Source organism: Psychrobacter sp. Ps6 (assembly GCF_022129235.1).
Lineage (GTDB): Bacteria > Pseudomonadota > Gammaproteobacteria > Pseudomonadales > Moraxellaceae > Psychrobacter.
Map to the genome: position 1 here is coordinate 250,888 of NZ_JADQAI010000002.1, position 21,259 is coordinate 272,146.

The window sequence follows — 21,259 nt, forward strand, 5'->3', positions numbered from 1 at the left end:
ACTTATATTGCCCTTATAAATCTATAGTCTTATTTATCAAAATTCCGTTTACGGACTTTAGATTCTAAACTATAAATCTAAAACTTCGAATTATAGACTTTGACGATGGCGAATCTCAAAGCTTTGATGAATAGGCTTTTTGATATTGAAATCAAAACCAATCGTCTTTTGCGTGATATTAACGATATCGTAGCGCTCAACTAACTGCTCATCTAGCTCAAAGCGCGTGAAGTTATTAGAAAAATACAAAACACCATCGGATGTTAAGCGGTTCATCGCACGATTGATGAGGGCAGCATGGTCACGCTGCACATCAAAGGTTCCTTGGAACTTTTTCGAGTTTGAGAAAGTCGGTGGATCAATAAAGATAATATCAAACTGCTCGGTATTGTCTTTGATCCACTCAAAGATATCGGCGGCAACGAATTGATATTTACTGCGGCTGACGTCTAGACCATTGAGCACAAAGTTCTGTTTGCCCCAATCTAAATAGTTCTGTGACAAGTCAACGCTCGTGACTTTTTTGGCACCAGCAAGCGCTGCATGCACACTGGCGGTACAAGTATAAGCAAACAGGTTTAAGACAGATTTGCCGCGACTGTTGTCCTTAATACGAGCACGCATATTACGGTGATCGATGAACAGACCCGTGTCTAGATAGTCGGTAAAGTTAACATAAAAATAAGCACCATCTTCGCGGGCGACATGAAACTTGCCGCGTTTTTCTGTGGTGTTCTGTTTACTGTACTGATCGTTACCAGACTGACGGGCACGTGTTTTGATAAAGATTTGCTCACGATTAATATCAAACACTTCACGGATACCCATTAGTGCTAGATTAAAGCGTTTTTTAGCCGTTTCAGGTGGAATGGTCTTAGGCGGTGCATACTCTTGCACATGTGCATAATCGCCGTATAAATCGATAGCAACTTTAAAGTCAGGCAAGTCGGCGTCATAGACACGAATGTTGCTAACATTGTCTTTTTTAGCCAGTTTCTTAAGCTTGGTCAGGTTTTTTTGTAGACGATTAATAAAGTCCTGTCCGTCTTCTACTTCGATCTCACGCTTTTCAAAACGGCTGACAAGATTGCCTGTCTGTCCAGCGATAAGCGTTCCGTAGCGGAAGTACACAGTGATAGCGCCATTATGACAGCGTAACGTTTTTGGTTCTTTAATCGGTAGGATATCTACTTGTTCGACACGAGCAGCTAGTATGCCAAGCATTGGATCGATACCGCTACCCGCAAAGCTGTCTTGTACAATCAGGCCAATGGCTTGATACAGTGGCTTAATCATTTCTTCATCACCCAAACGCTCACCATAAGGCGGGTTGGTAATGATTAAAGGATTACTCAATCGACCATCATCCACGAGCGGTTTTAGGGCGCTACCAAGTTGATCAAGCGCACGCTGTTCGATGTCGAGTAGCGGGAGTAAATCTTGAAGTCCTGCCGCGATGAGGTTTTTTTCGGTTGCGATAATCGCGCCATTATCAGCATCAAAACCCAACATCAGCGGCAGCGTATCTGGTTGCTCATTGGCAATCTCTAATGCTTCGCGAAAACGTGTCTGTGCATCCTCAATCATCTCCTGCCATAGCGTCTCATCATGATGCTGCCACTCATAGAAACCAAATTGATTGGCAGCTTTGTCGATACCTACGGCATAATCACAGTGCATGAGTAGCGCTTCGATAAGGAAGGTACCAGAGCCACACATTGGGTCTATTAACGCATTGTAGTAAGGCGCATCGCCTGCGTCGTTTTTCTTGTGCCAACCAGCGCTATAGAGTAAGGCAGCTGCCAAGTTTTCTTTTAATGGGGCTTCTGTCATAGCCACACGATAACCACGGCGATGCAAACTGGTCCCTGATAAATCTAAATACAGCTCGGCTTGTTTGTCATTGACGGTCGCAAAGATAGAAAAATCTGGGTTTTTGCTATCGACATTCGGACGGCTGTCGTACACTTCGTTGAATGTATCCGCAATGGCGTCTTTGACACGTAGCATGGCAAACTGCTGACTGACGGCAACGCGTTTATCAACAGATAGACGAATGGCAAAAGTTTGCTCTAAGCTAAACTGCTCAGTCCAGTTGACGGATTTTGCCAAACCATATAGCTGCTCTGCAACATCGTATTCTGCATTGATGTTTTTGCGTTTGATGAGCATTAATACCCGCGAAGCCACACGTGACCAAAGGCAGATGGTATACAAGTCGCGTAAATCACCCGTGACGGCAAGACGACCAGTACTTTTGATTTCGCTATCAATACCGAAACTTGTCAGCTCAGTCTGCAGCGGTGCCTCAAGCCCATCGGCACAAGTAATGATAAGATCAAGCGACAATGTAGAAGAGCGTGCAGCTGCGGTTTGTTCGGTCATACGGGTACCTGTGGGCTAAATTGACAAAAGAGGCAAATAATAAAATAGATGTTTTAACCAGTAATTTTACCATAATTCACGGTAGGATGGTTCAAAGTGGCAATGTTTAAGGTGCAATAGGTGCGACAAGTTTGAGGTGCGATAGCTAAATACATGAAAATAAGTCAGCTACTCACCTTTCGCCAATGATGACTTTCCTGATACAACTTGAGTGGTGGTTGCAAAAGGCTTAGTAGCGATAGGATAGTCGACGTCTTTTGGCATGAGCAGGCGCATATGCGGATAGGGCGTCGAGATATTGGCCGCATCAAAAGCAATTTTTATCTCTTCTTGTAGCACTTCTTTGATTTTGGGTATACGTGCCACGGCTGCTGGCTTGACCCAAAAACGCACGATAAAAAATACGCCATATTCCCCAATTTCGGCCACGGTCGCTGAAGTCTCAGGACGATTGAGTACTGCATCGGTATTGCTGAGTACTTGCAAAATCTCTTTGCGTGCCAGCTCAATGTCATCTTCGAAGGCAATACGCACGCGAATATCAAAACGTATAAAATTTTTGGAGGTTAAGTTAATCACTTCTGAGGAGGCGACATTAGAGTTTGGAATAATAACAGTAATATTGTCTCGAGTTAGGATATGGGTAGTGCGCAAGGCAATAAGCACCACGCGCCCCTCATTATCATTGATATGAATCCAGTCCCCAACTTGAAAGGACTGCTCCAGCAAAATAGTGATACCGGCGATAAAGTTGGCAAGCGTCGATTGAGCAGCGAAACCGACAGCTAAGCCGACAATACCCAAACCTGCAACTAACGATACGATATCAAAACCAAATTGTGCCATCACGCTGGCAAGCCCAAGTACCAATAGGAGTACTGACAAGATATTTTTGAGTAGCTGCTCTATTGAGGCATTGAGTCCATAATGCTGTAGGACTTTATGAATAATCTGACCAGACGACGCCCATAGTACGTAGTAGATACCAGCCCACGTACTTGCTTTTGCTGTCGCCTTGATGGTTTCTGGTTCAAAATTTATCTGACTCATGATCGCTATCAGACTGGCGACAATCCAAACGTAACGTAGCGTTGAGCGGGCAATCTTGGTGCGGCGATCATTTAAACGGATTTTGGCTCTGCTTTGCTTGAGAATATAATTGGCCAACCAATAAAAAAATCCCAACACCGCAAGCAGTATCAGGATCTTTATGCCAGTGCTGGCAAGCTCTACTGCTTGAGAAGACCAATTGAGCGACTCTTCGTCTATAGATCCGCCAAGCGCAAGGTAGAGGCTAGTATGCAGGTCACGAATGATTTCTTTAAAAAAGTCGGTAACACTAGCGATTGGCATTTTCTCGTCCATGCAGGGTGTGTGTATACAAGGTTTGATAAATGAGGTGTCTGGTTATATGTCACCTCAAGTTGTCTAGTCAATCAAATATAGCATGAGTGATGCCTAAGCCTAACTCTATTTTTTAGAGCAAGGCTTGGCTGTAAATTAAAAATTGTCTTCTTGCGCGTCCTGAGATTGATAGGGTATCTCCATTTTGTCCTGCACATCACGTAATGCCGTACGCAGTCCTTCTAATATCGTAGGGTGATAAAAAGGCGTATCGAGCATGTCTTTAATGCTCAAGTCATTGGTAATCGCTGTGGCCAATATATGACCGATGTATTCAGCATCAGGGCCCACCATGCTCGCGCCTAATATTCTGTCGGTTTTTTTGCAGCCATAGATATGTAGCAGACCACAATTCACGCCCATCACACGGCTACGCCCTTGGTTGTCAAAACTTACGCTACCAATCACAAACTCTAACTCAGGATCTTCTTGGATCTCAGGCAGAGACATACCGACATTGACGATTTGCGGCGAGCAAAATACGATAGAAAAAGGAGTAGACGGTGGACGGATATAGGCATCTTCTGTATTTTCACAGACCATATTGCCAGCACTATAGCCCTCATCACTGGCTACGTGCAGTAGAGGAATGTGAGCATTGGCATCACCAACGATATAGATGTCTAAATCACCAATTTGCCCCGTCTTTTTACTTAAGTTTTTCGGACGGTTCTTGTCATCGAGTTCAACGCCTAGATTTTCGATGCCAAGCTGTTTGATATTGTTGCGGCGGCCAGTAGCGACTAACACACACTCACCTTGCCACTGCTGCGATGCACCAGCACTATCTTCGTATTCAATAAACGCACTATCGCTACCTGCATCAGCCTTTGTGCCGACATCAGTAATTTTACTGCCCAAATGCATGGTCAGCTCACTACTTAAGCAGTCGATTGCTTTGTCGTTGATGTCATCATCTTTTAGACCAGCCACTCGTTTGACTCGGTTAAATAGCGTCACCTCTACGCCCAAACGCGTAAATGCTTGCGCAAGTTCTAGACCAATGGCGCCAGCGCCTACCACTGCCATAGAGTTGGGTAAATCTGTAAGCTCAAACACACTATCAGAGGTGAGTAGGGTGTCACCAAGCTTATCCGCCCAACCATCCGGTATAGACGGTGAGCTACCTGTCGCTACAATGATTTGCTCAGCTGCAATGCGCTCATCATTGACCTCGATTAGCCCTTGCTCGTTAATATGAGCACGCCCATCGATTTTTTTGTGATCGGGCCAGCTATCTACTTGTTTTTTGATGTAGCTAGCAAAATGACTGCGCTCATCACGTACACGCTGCATCACCTGTTTGCCATCTATTTGCGCAGTTGCATGAATACCAAACTCAGCCGAATGATTGGCATCATGTGCACGATCTGCCGCTGCAATCAGTAGTTTGCTAGGCATACAGCCGACAGCGATACAAGTTGTTGTCCAAAACCCTTCGTTGATAATGACGACATCGTCTTTGATTTTACTTGCTTGGCGAAAGGCATTTTGACCTGCAGTACCTGCGCCAATAATGGCAACAGATACTTTGCGTGTGACTTCATGCGGTGTATTATCAGCAGTAGTACCAGACTGTTTATTCATATTATTCTCTAGTAAGGAAGGGTGTTAGTGGTATTTCCAGTTATCAGCTCAGACTTGTGTATGCGCTCTTTTAGCATTTTTATGGCGAATACTCGACCTAGTCTATTGTGTAGATTATGGTGCCAATATGGTGAGTAAGCGACTGGTGTAATCTTTGGCACGTAGGTTACGCTGTGCGTGAGTCAGCTCGCCCTCTTTATCAAACACAAATGCCGAGCGTACTAGCCCCAAAGTAATGTTGCCGTACATGTTTTTCTCTTTAATGACTTCAAAATACTGGCATAGCTTTTCATCGGCATCACTGACAAGTGGAATTTGTAGGTCATATTTATCGATGAATTTTTCGTGGGATTCAACGCCATCACGAGAGACGCCAACGATGTCATAGCCTAAGTCATCAAAGTCGTGGATATGCGCCGTGAACTCCGTCGCTTGCGTGGTGCAGCCTGGTGTGTTGTCTTTGGGATAAAAATAGAGAATAAGACCTTTATCGGTATTGGCAACCATCTCTTTGAGACTGATCTCATCATGGATAAAGTTTCCGGCAAGTTTGCGTACGATGGTAACTGGAAAGTCGGGTAGGTTGATGGTTTCTGTTGTTGGCTTTGCCATGGTAAAATCCTTATTAATTTTGGTTATGTATATTGGTTTTTTTGATGGTTGAGATAGGGTTCTATTTATCGTCTTCTTATTATAGGCAGATTGGTAGCAATAAATAATCAGTTTTACACTTTGCTCATTCATTGGCAACAAAAAAGACTGGCAATGGCCAGTCTTTTGTATATCAAACGAATAGTAATTAAGCAGGTTTTTGCGGCTGCTTCAAGTCTAAACCGACTGTGCACTGCTGCAAGTCTTTTTGCATGGTCTTGACGTATGGCAAGCTTGAAGGGTCTTTTTTGTCTTTTGCGTAGCTTTCGATTTCCCACATTTGGCCAATCGTCATATTGCTACGGACACCGATGGTACAATTACATAATTTGGTAGCGTCGCCCTTGTCAGCAACTTTATATTTGACTGCGCCATTGACACATGAGTTGATATTACTTTGCTTAATATCAGTAGCATTCGCTTGGGGCATTGCAAATACGGCCGCTAAGGCTAGGGGTAATAATGGCAATAACTTCATAAATTTCCTCTTACAGGTAGTGTCAATTTTGTAGATCTTGTAACCAATGCACAGTCAGCTTATTAATATATAGGTGACTGTTACGATTATTGATATCTAATGAAAAATATATCTGGTGGCAGAGATAATTGTCCATACCATAGCAAGTATATTGATTAAAATACAATGTCGACGTGCTGTGTTAATGCAAGCGAATGTTTCGCTAATGTTGATTGATGCCGCTGTTTTATAAAAAGTTAGTATGTCTATCCAGCTTGGTAATGAGTAGGGTCAGTGACGCCAGCTTGAGCAAAGCCCTGACGACGTAATGCACAGCTATCACAAACGCCGCAAGCTAGACCGTTTGCATCGGCACGATAACAAGAAATCGTCTGTCCATAGTCAACGCCTAATGACAGGCCAAGCTCAATAGTCTGTGCTTTAGACAGCTGTTGCAATGGTGTTTGGATTGATAAGCGGTGGCCGGTAACGCCCGCTTTTGTGGCAAGGTTGGCCATGTGCTCAAATGCTGTTATGTACTCTGGACGGCAATCAGGATAGCCAGAGTAGTCAACTGAGCTGACCCCGATGACGATATGATTGGCATCGGCCACTTCTGCAACGGCTAGTGCATAAGACAAAAAGATCGTATTGCGTGCAGGCACATAAGTATTCGGAATGGCATCGTTATCGATCTCATCACGCTTCTTGCTAGGGAATTTGTCCGAATCACCGTCTGGTACAATCATGCTGTGGTCTGTCAATGAAGAGCCACCAAGTTGAGCGATATCAATATCAATGATTCTATGATTGACGCCTGCTGTCTCAGCGATAGTCTTTGCTGCGACAAGCTCACTGTTGTGACGCTGACCATAGTTGAAGCTAACCGCTGTCACAGAGGCATAGCGCGCTTTTGCCCAATACAAACACGTCACCGAATCGAGGCCACCTGATAAAAGTACAACGGCGTTTTGATTTTTATTGAGAGTATCTAATTCAGTATCGGACGCTTGGTTGGCCGAGTTATTCTGCAAAGTAACGTTAGTCATAGTGGTATCTATTATTGGTTTACGAAAACGGCTATTTTAGCAAAAATACGGCTATTACAGAACCACGAAGCGACCAATCGTGCGTCACTAAGGTGACAAAGCCATGCTAAGTAGCATTGCAATAAAAATAAAGTGCGTATTACTGTCATCTTTTCAATCTGTTAGCAATATTTGTTATAATTGCCGCTTTTAAAGCATCGATAACCCTACCTCATTGATCGTGCTTTATCGCAAACCGCTTTATAGTAAAATCATCCTTATAAAGATATTGAGTAACTTATGACCGCAGCAACCTTATTTACGCCAAACATCCCTTTTCACTCTGACGATATATCTAATGAAGCGGACTTTAATCGTTATGTTTTAGAGGCCGATGCTGAAGAGGGCAGCAATGAGGATATCGTTGCTGAGCAATCTACTGACTCACAGTCACCTACTGAATCTGCGGCTTTTCGTAAGCTACAAAAGAAGCTTCGTCGCCAAGTCTCTTGGGCCATTCGTGATTTTAATATGATCGAAGACGGCGATGTGGTGATGGTCTGTGTCTCAGGCGGTAAAGACAGCTATACCTTGCTGGATATTTTGCTCCTACTAAAACGTATCGCTCCCATTCATTTCGATATCGTCGCAGTCAATCTTGACCAAAAGCAGCCCGGTTACCCTGAAGATATTTTGCCTGCTTATCTTAATGAGCAAGGCATTGCGCATTATATCTTGGAAAAAGATACGTATAGTATTGTCAAAAGTGTGGTGCCAGAAGGTAAGACCTATTGCTCAGCGTGCTCACGTCTGCGCCGCGGCTCATTATATGGTTTTGCTAAGCAGATTGGTGCGACCAAAATCGCCTTGGGTCATCATCGCGATGACATGCTTGCGACCTTCTTTTTGAATTTATTTCATGGGGGCGCACTCAAATCAATGCCGCCTAAACTGCTGAGTGATGACAAGCAAAACCTGCTGATTCGTCCATTGGCGTATGTCGAAGAAAAAGACATCATCGAATACGCCAAGTTAAAAGAATTTCCGATTATTCCTTGCAACTTATGTGGCAGTCAGACCAATCTACAGCGTGCTATCATCAATGACATGTTACGTGAATGGGATGACGCTCATCCGCAGCGTTTGGCGTCTATCTTTAAGGCAATGCAAAACGTTGCACCATCACAGTTAGCGGATCGTGAGTTGTTTGACTTTGAGACACTCAGTCTTGATCGTGATAATGACGAGCGTTTATTTGAAGGGGACAATATTCAATCAGGGCAGACCGATAGTCTGGCTGAGATTGGTTTGCCGGTATCACCAAAGACGCAAACGTTCAATCCTAAGTTTGCTAGCGATAAGCCGTATGCAACAGAATCAGACAATGATGTAACAAGTAGAACTACACCACAGAAAATTCCAACAATTAACCCAATTATTTAGCGTCTCATGAGCGAATACTGATCGAGTAACCCATAAAAAACCAGCCATTCATAAAGAAGAGGCTGGTTTTTTTGAATTTAGGTGTTAATGAAACTAACTTTTAGAAAAAACAGGTAAAGGTTTAAAGGTAACCTCTGAGCGCGGAAGCTTGGCAACATCTTGCATACGCCAATCGTCTTTACCGTCGTTATTCACTTGCAGGTAATATTTGGCTTTTACCGAATCAAGATCTACTTGGGCGCTGTATTTATTGCCCTCAACATGTTTTAGCACAACGTCACGGTCTTTTTTGATGTCGGTGGCATGCGAGATTGAAAGATCAAGCGTATCAGGATAAGTAAGTGGCTGACCGTTTAATAGCTTGCCTGACTGCACACTTTGCTTAGGATAATTGAGATAAAACACAACATCGCCATTATCCGCAAATTGCATTTTGCCATGCAAGTCCAAATCATAAGCAAGCTTGTCACGTGATACGTCGTGATAGAGCGTTTTGCCATCCATATACCAGTCGTCACGTACCACGCTGTCGCGGATCTGGTAAGAGTAGTAGACAAACCAGATACAAGCGATCACGACCGCAGCTGGCATGCCAATCACAAAAATCATAACCATGTAATTCTTGTACCATGGCTGAGTATCTTGATGTTTAAAGTTCGGTGCTGGATTAGACATAAAATACCTATTCATCAGATACTTATTTATCAAAGATCTGCTTATCAGATATCGACAAATGGTATCAACGGACAATTTGACGGCTAAGTGCTGCCAGTTTAATCATAAATCATTCACCCGATAGCCTTTGACTTTCAAATTTTCTGGCTACCGAATGACATAAAGGAAACTAAATAATCAGTTCAGTGATGAATTACTGTCCTTGAGTCGTAAAGACGTTTTGCTTACTGACCTTATATTTACCGTCTTCACTGGTCACATTTAACGTCACTGGCGTTTGACCAAATTCAATCACATCAGGATCACCATAAATACTGACAGGCATATCGAAGCTTTCGCCTGCTTCTAAGGGTACATCGTTGAAGCGTAACTCTAAACTCAAACCCTCTTGCGGTGCGAGCGTTATTTTATAATTGTGAGGCTCTTGGGTTTTGTTGGTCAGCTTGACGATATAGCTGTTCTCAATCATGCCTTGGGTATTGATAGATGATAATTGGTTACGGTCACGACGTATATCAATCTCTAGCGGCACGCGGTCTGTCAACGCATAGATAACCCCGCCACATAGCACAGCTAACAAAGCCAAATAAGCAAATAGTCGCGGTCGCAGCACACGGCTTGGTTCTTTTTCGACCAGCTGACGTTCGGTTGTATAACGAATCAGCCCGCGTGGATAACCAACTTTATCCATGATTTCGTTGCAAGCATCAATACAGGCCGCACACTGAATACAGGCTACTTGCAAGCCATCACGAATATCGATACCAGTAGGGCAGACCTGCACGCACATCGTACATTCAATACAATCACCCAGATCTTCAGGATGTGTGCCTTTTTTACGGGCACCGCGCGGCTCACCACGCTCATAGTCGTACGATACGATTAGCGTATCTTTATCAAACATCACGCTCTGAAAACGGCCATAAGGGCAAATTTGTACACACATTTGCTCACGCATGTAACCTGCATTGGCATAAGTGGCAAAAGTAAAGATAAACATCGATACCCATACCCACGTTGGCCAATCAGGAATAGGAATCAATCCTATGGTCTGCCAGCTATGATATAGCGAGTCCGTACCTGCCACGTAGCTGACAAAAGTCGCTGCTGTAACCACTGAAAGCAAAAACCAAATCGCATAGACGACCGTGCGTTTGAAGACTTTGCTCGCACTCATCGGCGATTTATCAAACTTCATACGCTTATTGCGATCACCGATGACCCATTTTTCAACGTATTGGTATAAATGCGTCCAAATCGTCTGTGGGCATGCATACCCGCACCAAACACGACCAGCATACACGGTCACCATAAATAAGGTAAACGCTGCAATAATGGCAAATGCCGCAATAAAATAAAAATCTTGGGTCAAAAAAGTCATGCCAAAAATATAGTAATGCTGTGAAGGCACATCAAACCATATTGCTTGTCTATCATTATAGCGCAGCCATGGCAAAATTAAAAAAGCAGCCAAAAGGGCATACATCGTGATAACACGAATATTTTGATAAAAACCCGTGACAAACCTTGGATGGACGCGTTGCTTGGTCGCGTCAAGATCGACCTGCTGTACAGGGATTTTATTAGATTGTTGTTGTGCTGACATAAACGTGCCTCTTTAAAAAAAGAATCAGTCTGCTGGCATGATGAACAAACACCTCTCGTGTTGAGGTATATGAGTGTACGATGTTATCAATGTCAGTAAATAGTGGATAGAGAATTGAACAAAAAAAACTCTAATCCACCTACTAAATAATCGATTGCAAGTAGCTTATTAGATCAAGCTAGGACGTTATAACGTCATGACTCGTCAGCTATTTTGAAAACAGCTATTCTAACATTCTCCCTACTAATAATGGGGTAATAATCATGAAAAGCAATCGATATGTCTCAATGATTTCTAGCGCTTATATGCGCTTTTGATAGCAGCCGTTGAGTACAAATCTGTAAAAACATATTAAAAAGGGAGAACTGCAATGACAGTTCTCCCTTTATTAAATCTCGTCCATATAAAATACAGTAACAGCGTTTTAGTTAGCAGTTTCTTCTTCAGTCGCAGCAGGCTGAGTAGCTGTAGCAGCCATTGCTACTTCAGGCGATTTACCGGTCTTATCTGACAGTGAGTAGATATAAGCAGCAAGCAGCATAATACGCTCATTACCTAGCTTCGTTTCCCACTGAGGCATTACGCCTGCACGGCCATAACGTAGCGTATTACGTACAGTTTCACGCTCACCGCCATATAACCAGATATTATCAGTCAAATTTGGTGCACCCGCTGAAATCATACCTTTAGCATCTGGTCCATGACACAACACGCATTGCTGCTTGAAGATAGCTTCACCTTGGTTAACCAACGTCTGATCAAGCTTGCCATTGCTCTTGCTACCATGATCGCTAGATAGTGAAAGCACATATTCTGATGCTGCACGTACGCCATCTTCACCGATCTGATCACGCCATGCTGGCATACCGCCAACACGACCGTTGTGCAAGGTAGTTAAAATATTACTGGCTTCACCACCATACAACCAATCATTATCAGTTAGGTTAGGGTAGCCTGTCGCACCTTTAGCGTTAGAGCCATGACATACCGCACAGTTCTGTAAGAACAAACGGCTACCAACTTTCAAAGCATTTGGATTTTCAGACAGTTTTTCAACGTAAGGGGCAAGTTCTGCAACTTTTTCGTCGATTTGAGTCTGCAAATCTGCTGGTGGGTTTTCGCTACGGCGCATGGTTGCTTGTAATTCGTTTAGCGTACCAAGTGTCGAGGTCGCGCCCGCTGCATTCGCTTTGACCAAGATACTTTTTTCAAAGTTATCTGTAAATACTTTATTATTGCTTTCAAGCTCACTGAACAGCTCGTTTTTAGAGGTCCATGGCACATCTTCACCATCGACTTTTACGGTTGCAAGACCATTCCAGTTTCCCGGAAGCATCGCTGGGAAAAATACCCAGTAAACCACACCCCAGACGATTGAGCCAAAAAATATCACCAACCACCATTTAGGGAGTGGTTTGTCGTATTCTCGGATGCCATCGTATTCATGACCAGTGGTACCGTCTTCTTCAACCTCTGGCTTGTATTTTAATACAAACAGCAGAACGCCAAGAATGAACGCCCAACAACCAAAACTGATTAGCGTAATCCAAGAACTCCAAAAAAATGTCATCGTTTATCCTTATTGCGCTGCTCTTCAGACAGAGATCTAATATCCTCGTCATCAAGCGCAAGTTGTGCATCTTCTTCGAAGCGTTTTTTGTTTTTTGGCGAATACGCCCACCATGCAACGCCTACAAAGGCAATAAAGGCAGAAACGGTCGCAATTGTTTGTAATTCACCAATACCCATTAGCGCTGTCCTTCCATTGCGGTACCTAACTGCTGTAGATAGGCAACCAAAGCATCAAGCTCAGTGGCGCCAAGTACAGCATCTGGTGCACCTTCGATATCTTCTTCAGTATAAGGCACACCGAAGCGATCACGGAATAGACGCATTTTAGCTTGAATATTCTCACCATCGACTTCGTTCTCGGCCAACCAAGGGAAGCCAGGCATAACTGACTCAGGCACTAGCGAACGTGGGTTGATTAGATGCTGCTTTTGCCAATCTTCAGAATAACGGCCACCAACACGTGCTAAATCTGGTCCAGTACGTTTCGATCCCCATAAGAATGGGTGATCCCACGTCGACTCAGCGGCACGTGAGTATGGTCCATAACGTTCAACTTCTGCACGCAGTGGGCGAACCATTTGCGTATGACAAACGTGACATCCTTCACGGATATAAATATCACGACCTTCAAATTCAAGCGCAGTCCAAGGCTCCATAGCAGGAAGGGGTTTGTTCAAACCACCCTCTTCAGGACTATCGTTGTTATAAATCAAAGGCACGATTTCAACTAGCGTTGCAAAACTAATGGCAATAACGATACCAATGACTAACAAGCCTGTATTTTTTTCAATAATTTCATGCGGTGTACCAGCCATGATCGCTCCTTATACGTTAGCTGTCGAAGGTTTTTCGACACTAGGTTCATGATCCGTTGGATCAGCGACATCTACAGGCTTACCTTCTGGCATCTTGAGTGTTTTATAGCAGTTATAAGCCATAACAAACATACCCGATACATATAAGAAGCCACCAAACGCACGACCGATATATGGGAAATGCGAGAATTCAACAGTATCAACGAAGCTATATACCAAAGTACCGTCTGGGTTAGTAGCAAGCCACATCATGCCTTGGCCAATACCTGAGATCCACATAGACACGATATAGAAAATCGTCCCTGCAGTCGCCAGCCAGAAATGCGTGGTGATTAAGCTGATAGAGTACATCTTTGGTTTGTTATAAACACGTGGTAACAGCACATATAGCGAACCAATCGTAATCATACCAACCCAGCCAAGTGCGCCTGAGTGTACGTGACCAACTGTCCAGTCAGTATTATGCGATAGCGCATTCACTGTTTTGATCGACATCATTGGGCCTTCGAACGTCGACATCGCGTAGAACGACAACGCCACAATCATAAAGCGAATGATCGGATCGGTACGTAGCTTATCCCAGCTGCCTGATAGCGTGAGTACACCATTAATCATACCACCCCAAGATGGAGCAAAGAGGATGATTGAGAATACCATTGCTAGTGACTGCGTCCAATCTGGAAGCGCTGAATAATGCAAATGGTGACCACCAGCCCACATATATGAAGCAATCAATGCCCAAAAGTGAACGATAGACAAACGATAAGAATAGATAGGACGACCAATCTGTACCGGAACGAAGTAATACATCATTCCAAGGAAAGCTGCCGTTAAGTAAAAACCTACCGCGTTATGCCCGTACCACCACTGCACCATGGCATCAGTTGCACCGCCAAATAGCGAGTAAGATTTGAACGCACTAACAGGGATAGCCATGCTGTTTACGATGTGTAGTAGTGCAATCGTAATAATGAAGGCGGCAAAGAACCAGTTAGCCACATAAATATGTGAGGTTTTACGTTTGATGAGTGTGCCAAAAAATACAATGGCATAAGAGATCCATACCAAAGCAATTAAGATATCGATAGGCCACTCAAGCTCAGCGTATTCTTTACTTGACGTCAAACCTAGCGGTAAGGTGATAATGGCAGAAACAATCACTGCCTGCCAACCCCAAAAGGTGAACCAAGCCAAGTATGGCGCAAATAAGCGCGTTTTACAGGTACGCTGAACGATATAATAAGACGTTGCGAACAAGGCACAGCCACCGAACGCAAAAATCACCGCATTAGTATGCAGTGGTCTTAAATGACTAAAGGTCAGCCATGGAATGTCAAAGTTGAGTGCTGGCCATGCTAACTGTGAAGCAATGAACACACCAAGACTCATGCCGACGATGCCCCAAACGACAGCCATGATCGTAAAAAATCTTACGATAGTAATTTCGTACTCACGGTCAACTGGGGCGACTGCTGTGTTTTGTAAACTCATTGGATGATTCCTTTACAGCCCGAATTATCAACAGAATTAACCAACAATCCGCACTATAGATATTATAAAAACTTATAAACCTGCAATAGCTACGGTACATACTGTTTTTTGACTCTTTTATCACCATAATCTTATTAACTATCAATTTAGGCTTTGACTTTATATCAGTTGATACTGATGGATAAAATGAGGCGCTTCGTGCACCTTGCTTATAGCCAATCGATAGTAGGATTGTTAATAGATCATCAAGATAAATAAAAAGACGCGCCGTTTTTGAACATCAAACATCTTATGAGGCTAAATATGTATCTTAATTATTACGAAAAACTCTGTACTAATGAAGATAGATACCCATATCTATAGGGCTATAAAAATGCACTGACCATAGATGTATGCTAGCGGCGGCTGACAAAAAACATGTTTATGTAATGTTTGGTTAAAACTCCCGACTCTGTTTAAGGGTATTGTAACGCAATCCTAATTAAATATCATCAGAACTATGCGGCAAAATACAAACTCTTTGGTATAAATGTTAGCGAGCAACTTATTATTATTGCGCTACTTGCTTATTTTATACACAATTTTGTCACTATTCTAGATGCATGTTTGCATCAAACTAAGACGAACGTTGCCAAATACAAGCGTGAGTTTCGAAAGGAATTTTGTAACAATTGCATCACTAGCGGCACAAATAGGTTTTACTTCTTATCAAGTCGCCCCTTATAATGAGCCTGAACATATCTAATGGTCGCATATTTGTGGTCTATTAATAACAAGCATTTTAATAATTTGCTAGTCAGGCTAATGCGTCAAATAGTAGCGTTAACCCAACAAAACACCCATTAAGGATAATAATATGGCAGTTTTTTTGACAGATGAATGGTTTGAGCAAGTGGAGAAAATGGGTAGTGAAGCAGGTGAGTTAAACCTACCACCAGCGCTTGCTAACATGATTGTTAACCTAAAAGTATCTGATACTGAGAAAGACATCGAAGCCAACTTTGCCGATGGCTTATTACATCGTGGCCTAAATAGTAACGGCACGACGACTTTGTTATTAGATCGTAGCATTCTACAGTCTATCATCACTGATTTTGACACCAACCAAATTATGGGTGCTTTCATGAGCGGTAAAATTCGCGTTGAAGGGGATATGTCACAATTGATGGCAGTACAGACTGCTCGTCCAAGCGCCGAGCAAAAAGAGTTGTACAAGCGTATCAAATCAATGACGACGATGGCTTAATCGTTTTTATCGAAGATTTGTAGATCATAAGCAAGAGTAAGTTGTAAAAAGCCCCTAATTCATATTAGGGGCTTTTTATTGTGTAAAAAACTAGGCATAACAGGTAATACAATAGGCTGTTGTATTCAATAATTAGCTGGCTTTTGACTGCTGTGCTGCACCTGTCTGATTTTCTTTATATATCGCTGCCTGCAACCAGACATTGGCTTGTACATAGTCATGCACTTTAATGCTGGTGGTCTCTGGCGTATTAAGCGCACCAATACGTACGACAAATGGATCTGCGTCCTGCTCACGCAATGTCACTACGTCAAACAAAATGATAGACTTGCCATTAAATACCGTTTCTTGTTTGCCAAGGACTTGACCTTGACACCAAGCCTCATCTTCTTGCCCCAAAGTATCCCCAAACAAATAAGCACACATGTGACCTAAGTTGATTTCGACCGGCGCCATTTGTTCTTTGGTTTCAGGTTTCCATTCACTGATTTGCTCTTGCAGATCGTCTGGAATTTTTCCGTCATTAGCCGCGACGATATCATTAAACGCACGATGATAGCGGATAGATTCTTGGTCTTCTACCATGATGACTTCGTTTTGCTCACTGAGCTTAATCTCGTGCGCCCATGCGCTAAAGTTGACGAAGTAAGACGTGTCACGCTGATATAAATGACGATTGGTTGTATAGAGCTGATCAAAAGCATAAATAATGCTGCCATCAGCGGTACGCAAGCGTAGCACTGCATCATGTGAGTTGTCATTGGCGATGACGCGCTCGATTTTACAGTCAAGCCCATAAGGACTATCAACACAAGGATAAGCGTTGATGAATCGCTCAGGCTTGCCATCTTTCATCGCCAGCACTTGATTGATATGGCATGGCTTGTCTTCTGATAACAACAAACAGCTGTCTTTTGCACTGACGTTGTTGTTCAGTCCTTTAGGCATTGCCGCCACTTCGATCATTTTTTGTAGCCACTCTGGCACATCATTGCTCATATCATCGGTCAAAATACGCCAATGATCGCCATGACCTGCAGACTGTTCATCGGTCAGTGTGATCTTGGTAGGAGTTTGAATGTTTTTATATTGATAATTTATGGTCATGAAAATACTCAAAATTAAGTCAGCGTGGGGTTTGTGTCTTACTGTGGTACGACGGTTACTTACCTACCATTCAGTATTTCAAATAACTGGTTTATGATGTCAGCGACATTGCCAGCAAAGAGTGAACAAACCACAATGAGGGTTAATGACAATTGTCTTTAGCATATAATATATAGGTATTGATACATCTAATAGCAAGGCCTCTATAAAAAATAATAACAAAACCCAGTTTTTTGGTAAAAAATACTCTCAGTATCGGCTAATGACTGGCATATATTGGCTAAATTGTGTCAAACTAGCTCCCTTTTGACGGCTGTCCTCGGCTCGTCTGAACCCCTGTTTTTGTGTTCGATTTATATGTGAGTATGGCAAATGTCAGTTTATGATGCATTTGCCACTGCTCGTTTTGTAGCCTATATAAAGTCGCACGTAGATAAGATAAAGAGTTTGAATATGTTTCGTCCTTTAGCGTTATTTATCGGCTTACGATACACCCGAGCAGAGCGCAGTAATGGCTTTATTTCCTTTATATCACTCATCTCAATGATTGGTCTGACGCTTGGGGTTGCCGTATTGATTACGGTGCTATCGGTCATGAATGGTTTTGATCGAGAGCTAAAAACCCGTATTTTGGGCATGGTGCCGCAAGCCACCGTGGTCTCCACGGAGATTATTGGTGATTGGGAGCAGCTGGCTGATAAGATTAAAGAAGATCCAGAAGTATCAGCTGTCGCACCCTTTATTCAATTGCAAGGGATGCTGACATCAAACGGTCAGGTCGCAGGGATTATGGTGACTGGCGTTGAGCCTGAATACGAAAAAAACGTCTCTATCATTAATGATCATATGGTCGAGGGCAGTATTGATACCTTGCAAAGTGGTGACTTTAGCATTGTATTGGGTGAGGAGATGGTTCAGTCTCTGGGCTTGCAGATAGGGGACAAAGTGACGCTAGTGCTACCAGAAGCATCGCCATCGCCAGCCGGTGTGATACCACGATTTAAGCGCTTTACCTTGACAGGTATTTTTACCATCAGCCCAGAGGTAGACAGTCTGATGGCGTTCATCCCGATGGGTGATGCAGCAAAACTGCTGCGTCTGCCAGAAGGGGCGCAAGGCGTGCGTATGAAGCTCAATGATATCTTTACTGCGCCGATCGCGTCGCAAAAAGCGGCAGCCATCGCACCTGAACAGTTATATCCTAATGATTGGACTCAAACTCATGGCAATCTGTTTGGTGCGATTCAAATGGAAAAAGCCATGGTTGGTTTGCTACTATTTTTGATCATCTTAGTTGCCGCTTTCAATATTGTCTCAAGTCTCGTGATGCTCGTCACTGACAAAAAAGCAGATATTGCCATTCTAAAAACCTTTGGTGCGTCTCCTCGTTTGATTACCCAAGTCTTTATGGTGCAAGGCGTGGTCATCGGTGTGATCGGTACCGTTGCTGGTACGATACTGGGTGTGATATTCGCACTCACCGTCAGTGATATTTTAGGCTTTATCAATCAAGTCTTTAATTTGAATCTGTTTGATGCTTATTTTGTGAATTATTTGCCGTCAGAGCTGCGTTTGCTCGACGTGGTACTCATAACAGGTGCCTCATTTATATTGAGCTTTTTGGCAACCATTTATCCAGCACGCCGAGCGGCTAAAATTCAGCCTGCCCAGACACTACGTTATGAGTAATCCAATCGCATAAATATCGACATAAATAAAATAAAGGAAGCGCTATGTCTGCCATTTTAAAGGCGACCAATATCAATAAAATATATGATGAGGGAGCCGTTAGTACGCAAGTATTGACTGGCCTTGATCTGACGGTTCATGCTGGTGAGCGCATTGCTATTGTTGGGACCAGTGGTTCAGGAAAAAGTACCTTGCTACATTTGCTTGGCGGTCTAGACACGCCCACAAGTGGTGAAGTCTGGTTACATGGTCAGTTACTAAACAGCATGAATGAGACCGAACGCGGCGCGATGCGCAATAAGCATTTGGGTTTTATTTATCAGTTTCACCATTTGCTAGCAGAGTTTACCGCAGTCGAGAACGTTGCGATGCCTTTACTGATGCGTCCAGAAGTATCAACGACTGACGCTCGCAAGCAAGCGATTGAGATTCTCGAAAACGTCGGTCTGGATCATCGATTGATGCACAGACCAGGTGAGCTATCAGGTGGTGAACGTCAGCGTGTGGCGATTGCGCGTGCGTTAGTTACCAAGCCTTCGCTTATCTTGGCGGATGAGCCGACTGGTAACTTGGATTATGACAATGCGCAAAGTGTCTTTGGATTGCTATCAGAGCTACAAAGTACCATGCAAACAGCACTTTTGATGGTGACGCATGACCGCAACTTGGCGGCGCTTGCTGATCGTCAATTATTGCTACGTAATGGTCATTGGGAACAGTATTAACGTCTATATGTGTTGAGATTTTCAGATAAATATAGGTGTCATGAATTGGCACTTATAAGGGTTGTTCTGACGAAATATATTGTTGTATTATCAAGTAAATATTTCATAGCAAAAGATATAAAAGCTTGATTAACTAGCTGCTATATCTATTTTATAGGACTCCGTACAATGAACGCAGATGACAATCCAATCGCCGCTTTTGGCAGTGCTGAAGAAGGTGATGAGCCCTTGAAGCCCTATATCGATCCAACCTTGTTTGACACCATCGATAGACAAGAACAAAAGGATCTTATCACCCCCGTGTTTGATGCGATCACTTTGGCTGGAGTTGACTATGATTTAAAGGTTCAAGACAGCGCGACAGGTAAGCGTTATACGCTCTGTAAAAACGACGAGGTTATTGAGATCGTCTCTATGGATAAAGATTTTACGGACAAGCTTATAGATGCCATAGAAAGAACCAAAGAAGAGTAATAGCTATTGCTTAAAACGTTGACGTTGATACCGTTTAATATTAATACCGTTTAATGATGTTAAACGGTATTAATATTTAGGCGATTTATCATCAGGATTTTGCTGACGCTTTTGCCAACTCACCACCGTCTTGTAACGCCAAATCGCTTTAAAGGCAAGTCCACAAACGATGCTGGTTATAACCGCTAAAATCGTTAACCCTATACAAAATGCTGTAAGCGATACAGTGCCCTTATAAGTAATAAAAGGATTGGCGCCATCTGATAATGCCCATAAGCTAAAATCAGCAATCATTCTGCCGATGAAGCGCAAACTGATCACTGGTGCATCAATGATTTTTGCACCGATATAATACCCAGCATAAAAGATAGGCAAGCTGGTGACTGGATTGGTAATCCACGTGAGACCAAGAGCCATAGGTACATTGGCTCGAAAAATAAGCGAACCAATCAAAGCCAGCAACATCTGTCCTGGCAGTGGAAAAAATGCGCTAAGCACGCCAATATAGACCGCTTTATTTAAGCTATGGCGGTTGAAGTGCCATAACCGAGGATCTGCCAAATGCGGGGCGAACAGTTTTAGGGTGCGACTTTCTAGGATTTTTTCCGGTGTAGGAAGCAGGTCTTTTAGACGTTTGTGGGGCACAGTATCGCCTTTAATCGTTAACGACAGTCCGCTCAATTGTATTGATGGGCTGGTATAAAGTAATATTATGGATAAAAAAATACCGATGAGAATACATAGAGTGGTGATGGTAGAAAGCCATCATTTTAATATGCCTCATCAGTATAGGGTAATATAAATATAAATGCTATTGCCTCACAGATATGATGCTTCAGTCGCTTCTAAAATGTCGATAAAAATGGCTGCTCTGGTGCTTTATTATCATCAATAACTGGCGTTA

Annotated in this window: 19 protein-coding genes; 5 read left to right on the forward strand and 14 right to left on the reverse strand. The window is 43.1% G+C overall.

The features are described 5' to 3' along the window. Positions 1–90: 90 nt before the first annotated feature. The 6 genes from rlmKL to queC all read right to left on the reverse strand — a co-directional run bounded on the left by rlmKL (position 91) and on the right by queC (position 7,533). Positions 91–2,385, reverse strand: a complete 2,295-nt coding sequence (gene rlmKL, locus I3255_RS03725) for a bifunctional 23S rRNA (guanine(2069)-N(7))-methyltransferase RlmK/23S rRNA (guanine(2445)-N(2))-methyltransferase RlmL (RefSeq protein WP_238036967.1) — start codon at positions 2,383–2,385, stop codon at positions 91–93. Between the two features lie 168 nt (positions 2,386–2,553). After that, positions 2,554–3,738, reverse strand: coding sequence for a mechanosensitive ion channel family protein (locus I3255_RS03730; protein WP_238036969.1), 1,185 nt, complete (start codon positions 3,736–3,738; stop codon positions 2,554–2,556). Between the two features lie 147 nt (positions 3,739–3,885). After that, a complete protein-coding gene (locus I3255_RS03735; protein ID WP_238036971.1) occupies positions 3,886–5,376 on the reverse strand; it encodes a dihydrolipoyl dehydrogenase in 1,491 nt (496 codons plus the stop codon). A 114-nt stretch (positions 5,377–5,490) separates the two neighbouring features. After that, a complete protein-coding gene (locus I3255_RS03740; RefSeq protein ID WP_238036973.1) occupies positions 5,491–5,988 on the reverse strand; it encodes a peroxiredoxin in 498 nt (165 codons plus the stop codon). Between the two features lie 187 nt (positions 5,989–6,175). Then, positions 6,176–6,505 (reverse strand): hypothetical protein, encoded by a 330-nt coding sequence (locus I3255_RS03745; protein WP_201598334.1) that lies wholly within the window; start codon positions 6,503–6,505, stop codon positions 6,176–6,178. Positions 6,506–6,750: 245 nt separating this feature from the next. Further along, the gene (gene queC / locus I3255_RS03750; RefSeq protein WP_238036975.1) at positions 6,751–7,533 is read right to left on the reverse strand and encodes a 7-cyano-7-deazaguanine synthase QueC; all 783 of its coding nucleotides are present in this window, start codon (positions 7,531–7,533) and stop codon (positions 6,751–6,753) included. A gap of 279 nt (positions 7,534–7,812) precedes the next feature. Here queC and ttcA point away from each other — a divergent pair, with 279 nt between their 5' ends. Beyond that, complete coding sequence (gene ttcA / locus I3255_RS03755; RefSeq protein ID WP_238036977.1) at positions 7,813–8,955, forward strand: tRNA 2-thiocytidine(32) synthetase TtcA; 1,143 nt, start codon at positions 7,813–7,815, stop codon at positions 8,953–8,955. 93 nt (positions 8,956–9,048) lie between these two features. Here ttcA and I3255_RS03760 read toward each other — a convergent pair whose 3' ends face one another. The 6 genes from I3255_RS03760 to ccoN all read right to left on the reverse strand — a co-directional run bounded on the left by I3255_RS03760 (position 9,049) and on the right by ccoN (position 15,114). Then, positions 9,049–9,630: a FixH family protein gene (locus I3255_RS03760; protein WP_238036979.1), complete on the reverse strand. Its 582-nt coding sequence runs from the start codon at positions 9,628–9,630 to the stop codon at positions 9,049–9,051. A gap of 193 nt (positions 9,631–9,823) precedes the next feature. Then, entirely contained in the window at positions 9,824–11,236 is a 1,413-nt protein-coding gene (gene ccoG / locus I3255_RS03765; protein ID WP_238036981.1) for a cytochrome c oxidase accessory protein CcoG, read from the reverse strand. A gap of 424 nt (positions 11,237–11,660) precedes the next feature. Beyond that, positions 11,661–12,806, reverse strand: a complete 1,146-nt coding sequence (gene ccoP / locus I3255_RS03770) for a cytochrome-c oxidase, cbb3-type subunit III (protein WP_238036983.1) — start codon at positions 12,804–12,806, stop codon at positions 11,661–11,663. Continuing rightward, entirely contained in the window at positions 12,803–12,985 is a 183-nt protein-coding gene (locus I3255_RS03775; RefSeq protein ID WP_201598314.1) for a cbb3-type cytochrome c oxidase subunit 3, read from the reverse strand. The genes ccoP and I3255_RS03775 overlap by 4 nt, the downstream gene beginning before the upstream one ends. Then, positions 12,985–13,623: a cytochrome-c oxidase, cbb3-type subunit II gene (gene ccoO, locus I3255_RS03780; RefSeq protein WP_071001898.1), complete on the reverse strand. Its 639-nt coding sequence runs from the start codon at positions 13,621–13,623 to the stop codon at positions 12,985–12,987. The genes I3255_RS03775 and ccoO overlap by 1 nt, the downstream gene beginning before the upstream one ends. Positions 13,624–13,632: 9 nt before the next feature. After that, positions 13,633–15,114, reverse strand: a complete 1,482-nt coding sequence (ccoN, locus tag I3255_RS03785) for a cytochrome-c oxidase, cbb3-type subunit I (protein ID WP_238036985.1) — start codon at positions 15,112–15,114, stop codon at positions 13,633–13,635. Between the two features lie 856 nt (positions 15,115–15,970). On the opposite strand from ccoN, the gene I3255_RS03790 reads away from it, so the two are divergent. Beyond that, positions 15,971–16,360 carry an SCP-2 sterol transfer family protein gene (locus I3255_RS03790; RefSeq protein ID WP_238036986.1) on the forward strand — a complete coding sequence of 130 codons (390 nt, stop codon included), beginning with the start codon at positions 15,971–15,973 and terminating at the stop codon, positions 16,358–16,360. A 132-nt stretch (positions 16,361–16,492) separates the two neighbouring features. Here I3255_RS03790 and I3255_RS03795 read toward each other — a convergent pair whose 3' ends face one another. Next, positions 16,493–17,467, reverse strand: a complete 975-nt coding sequence (locus I3255_RS03795) for a hypothetical protein (protein ID WP_238036989.1) — start codon at positions 17,465–17,467, stop codon at positions 16,493–16,495. Between the two features lie 453 nt (positions 17,468–17,920). Between I3255_RS03795 and I3255_RS03800 the strand changes: the two genes are divergently transcribed. From I3255_RS03800 to I3255_RS03810, 3 genes are all read left to right on the forward strand, one after another. Then, positions 17,921–19,156: a lipoprotein-releasing ABC transporter permease subunit gene (locus tag I3255_RS03800; RefSeq protein ID WP_201598301.1), complete on the forward strand. Its 1,236-nt coding sequence runs from the start codon at positions 17,921–17,923 to the stop codon at positions 19,154–19,156. 44 nt (positions 19,157–19,200) lie between these two features. Beyond that, positions 19,201–19,881: a lipoprotein-releasing ABC transporter ATP-binding protein LolD gene (gene lolD / locus I3255_RS03805; protein ID WP_058024770.1), complete on the forward strand. Its 681-nt coding sequence runs from the start codon at positions 19,201–19,203 to the stop codon at positions 19,879–19,881. A gap of 168 nt (positions 19,882–20,049) precedes the next feature. After that, positions 20,050–20,355, forward strand: coding sequence for a hypothetical protein (locus I3255_RS03810; protein ID WP_238036992.1), 306 nt, complete (start codon positions 20,050–20,052; stop codon positions 20,353–20,355). 69 nt (positions 20,356–20,424) lie between these two features. Here I3255_RS03810 and I3255_RS03815 read toward each other — a convergent pair whose 3' ends face one another. Continuing rightward, on the reverse strand, positions 20,425–21,000 hold the full coding sequence (locus tag I3255_RS03815; protein ID WP_238036995.1) for a DUF2062 domain-containing protein: 576 nt from the start codon (positions 20,998–21,000) through the stop codon (positions 20,425–20,427). Positions 21,001–21,259 lie beyond the last annotated feature (259 nt).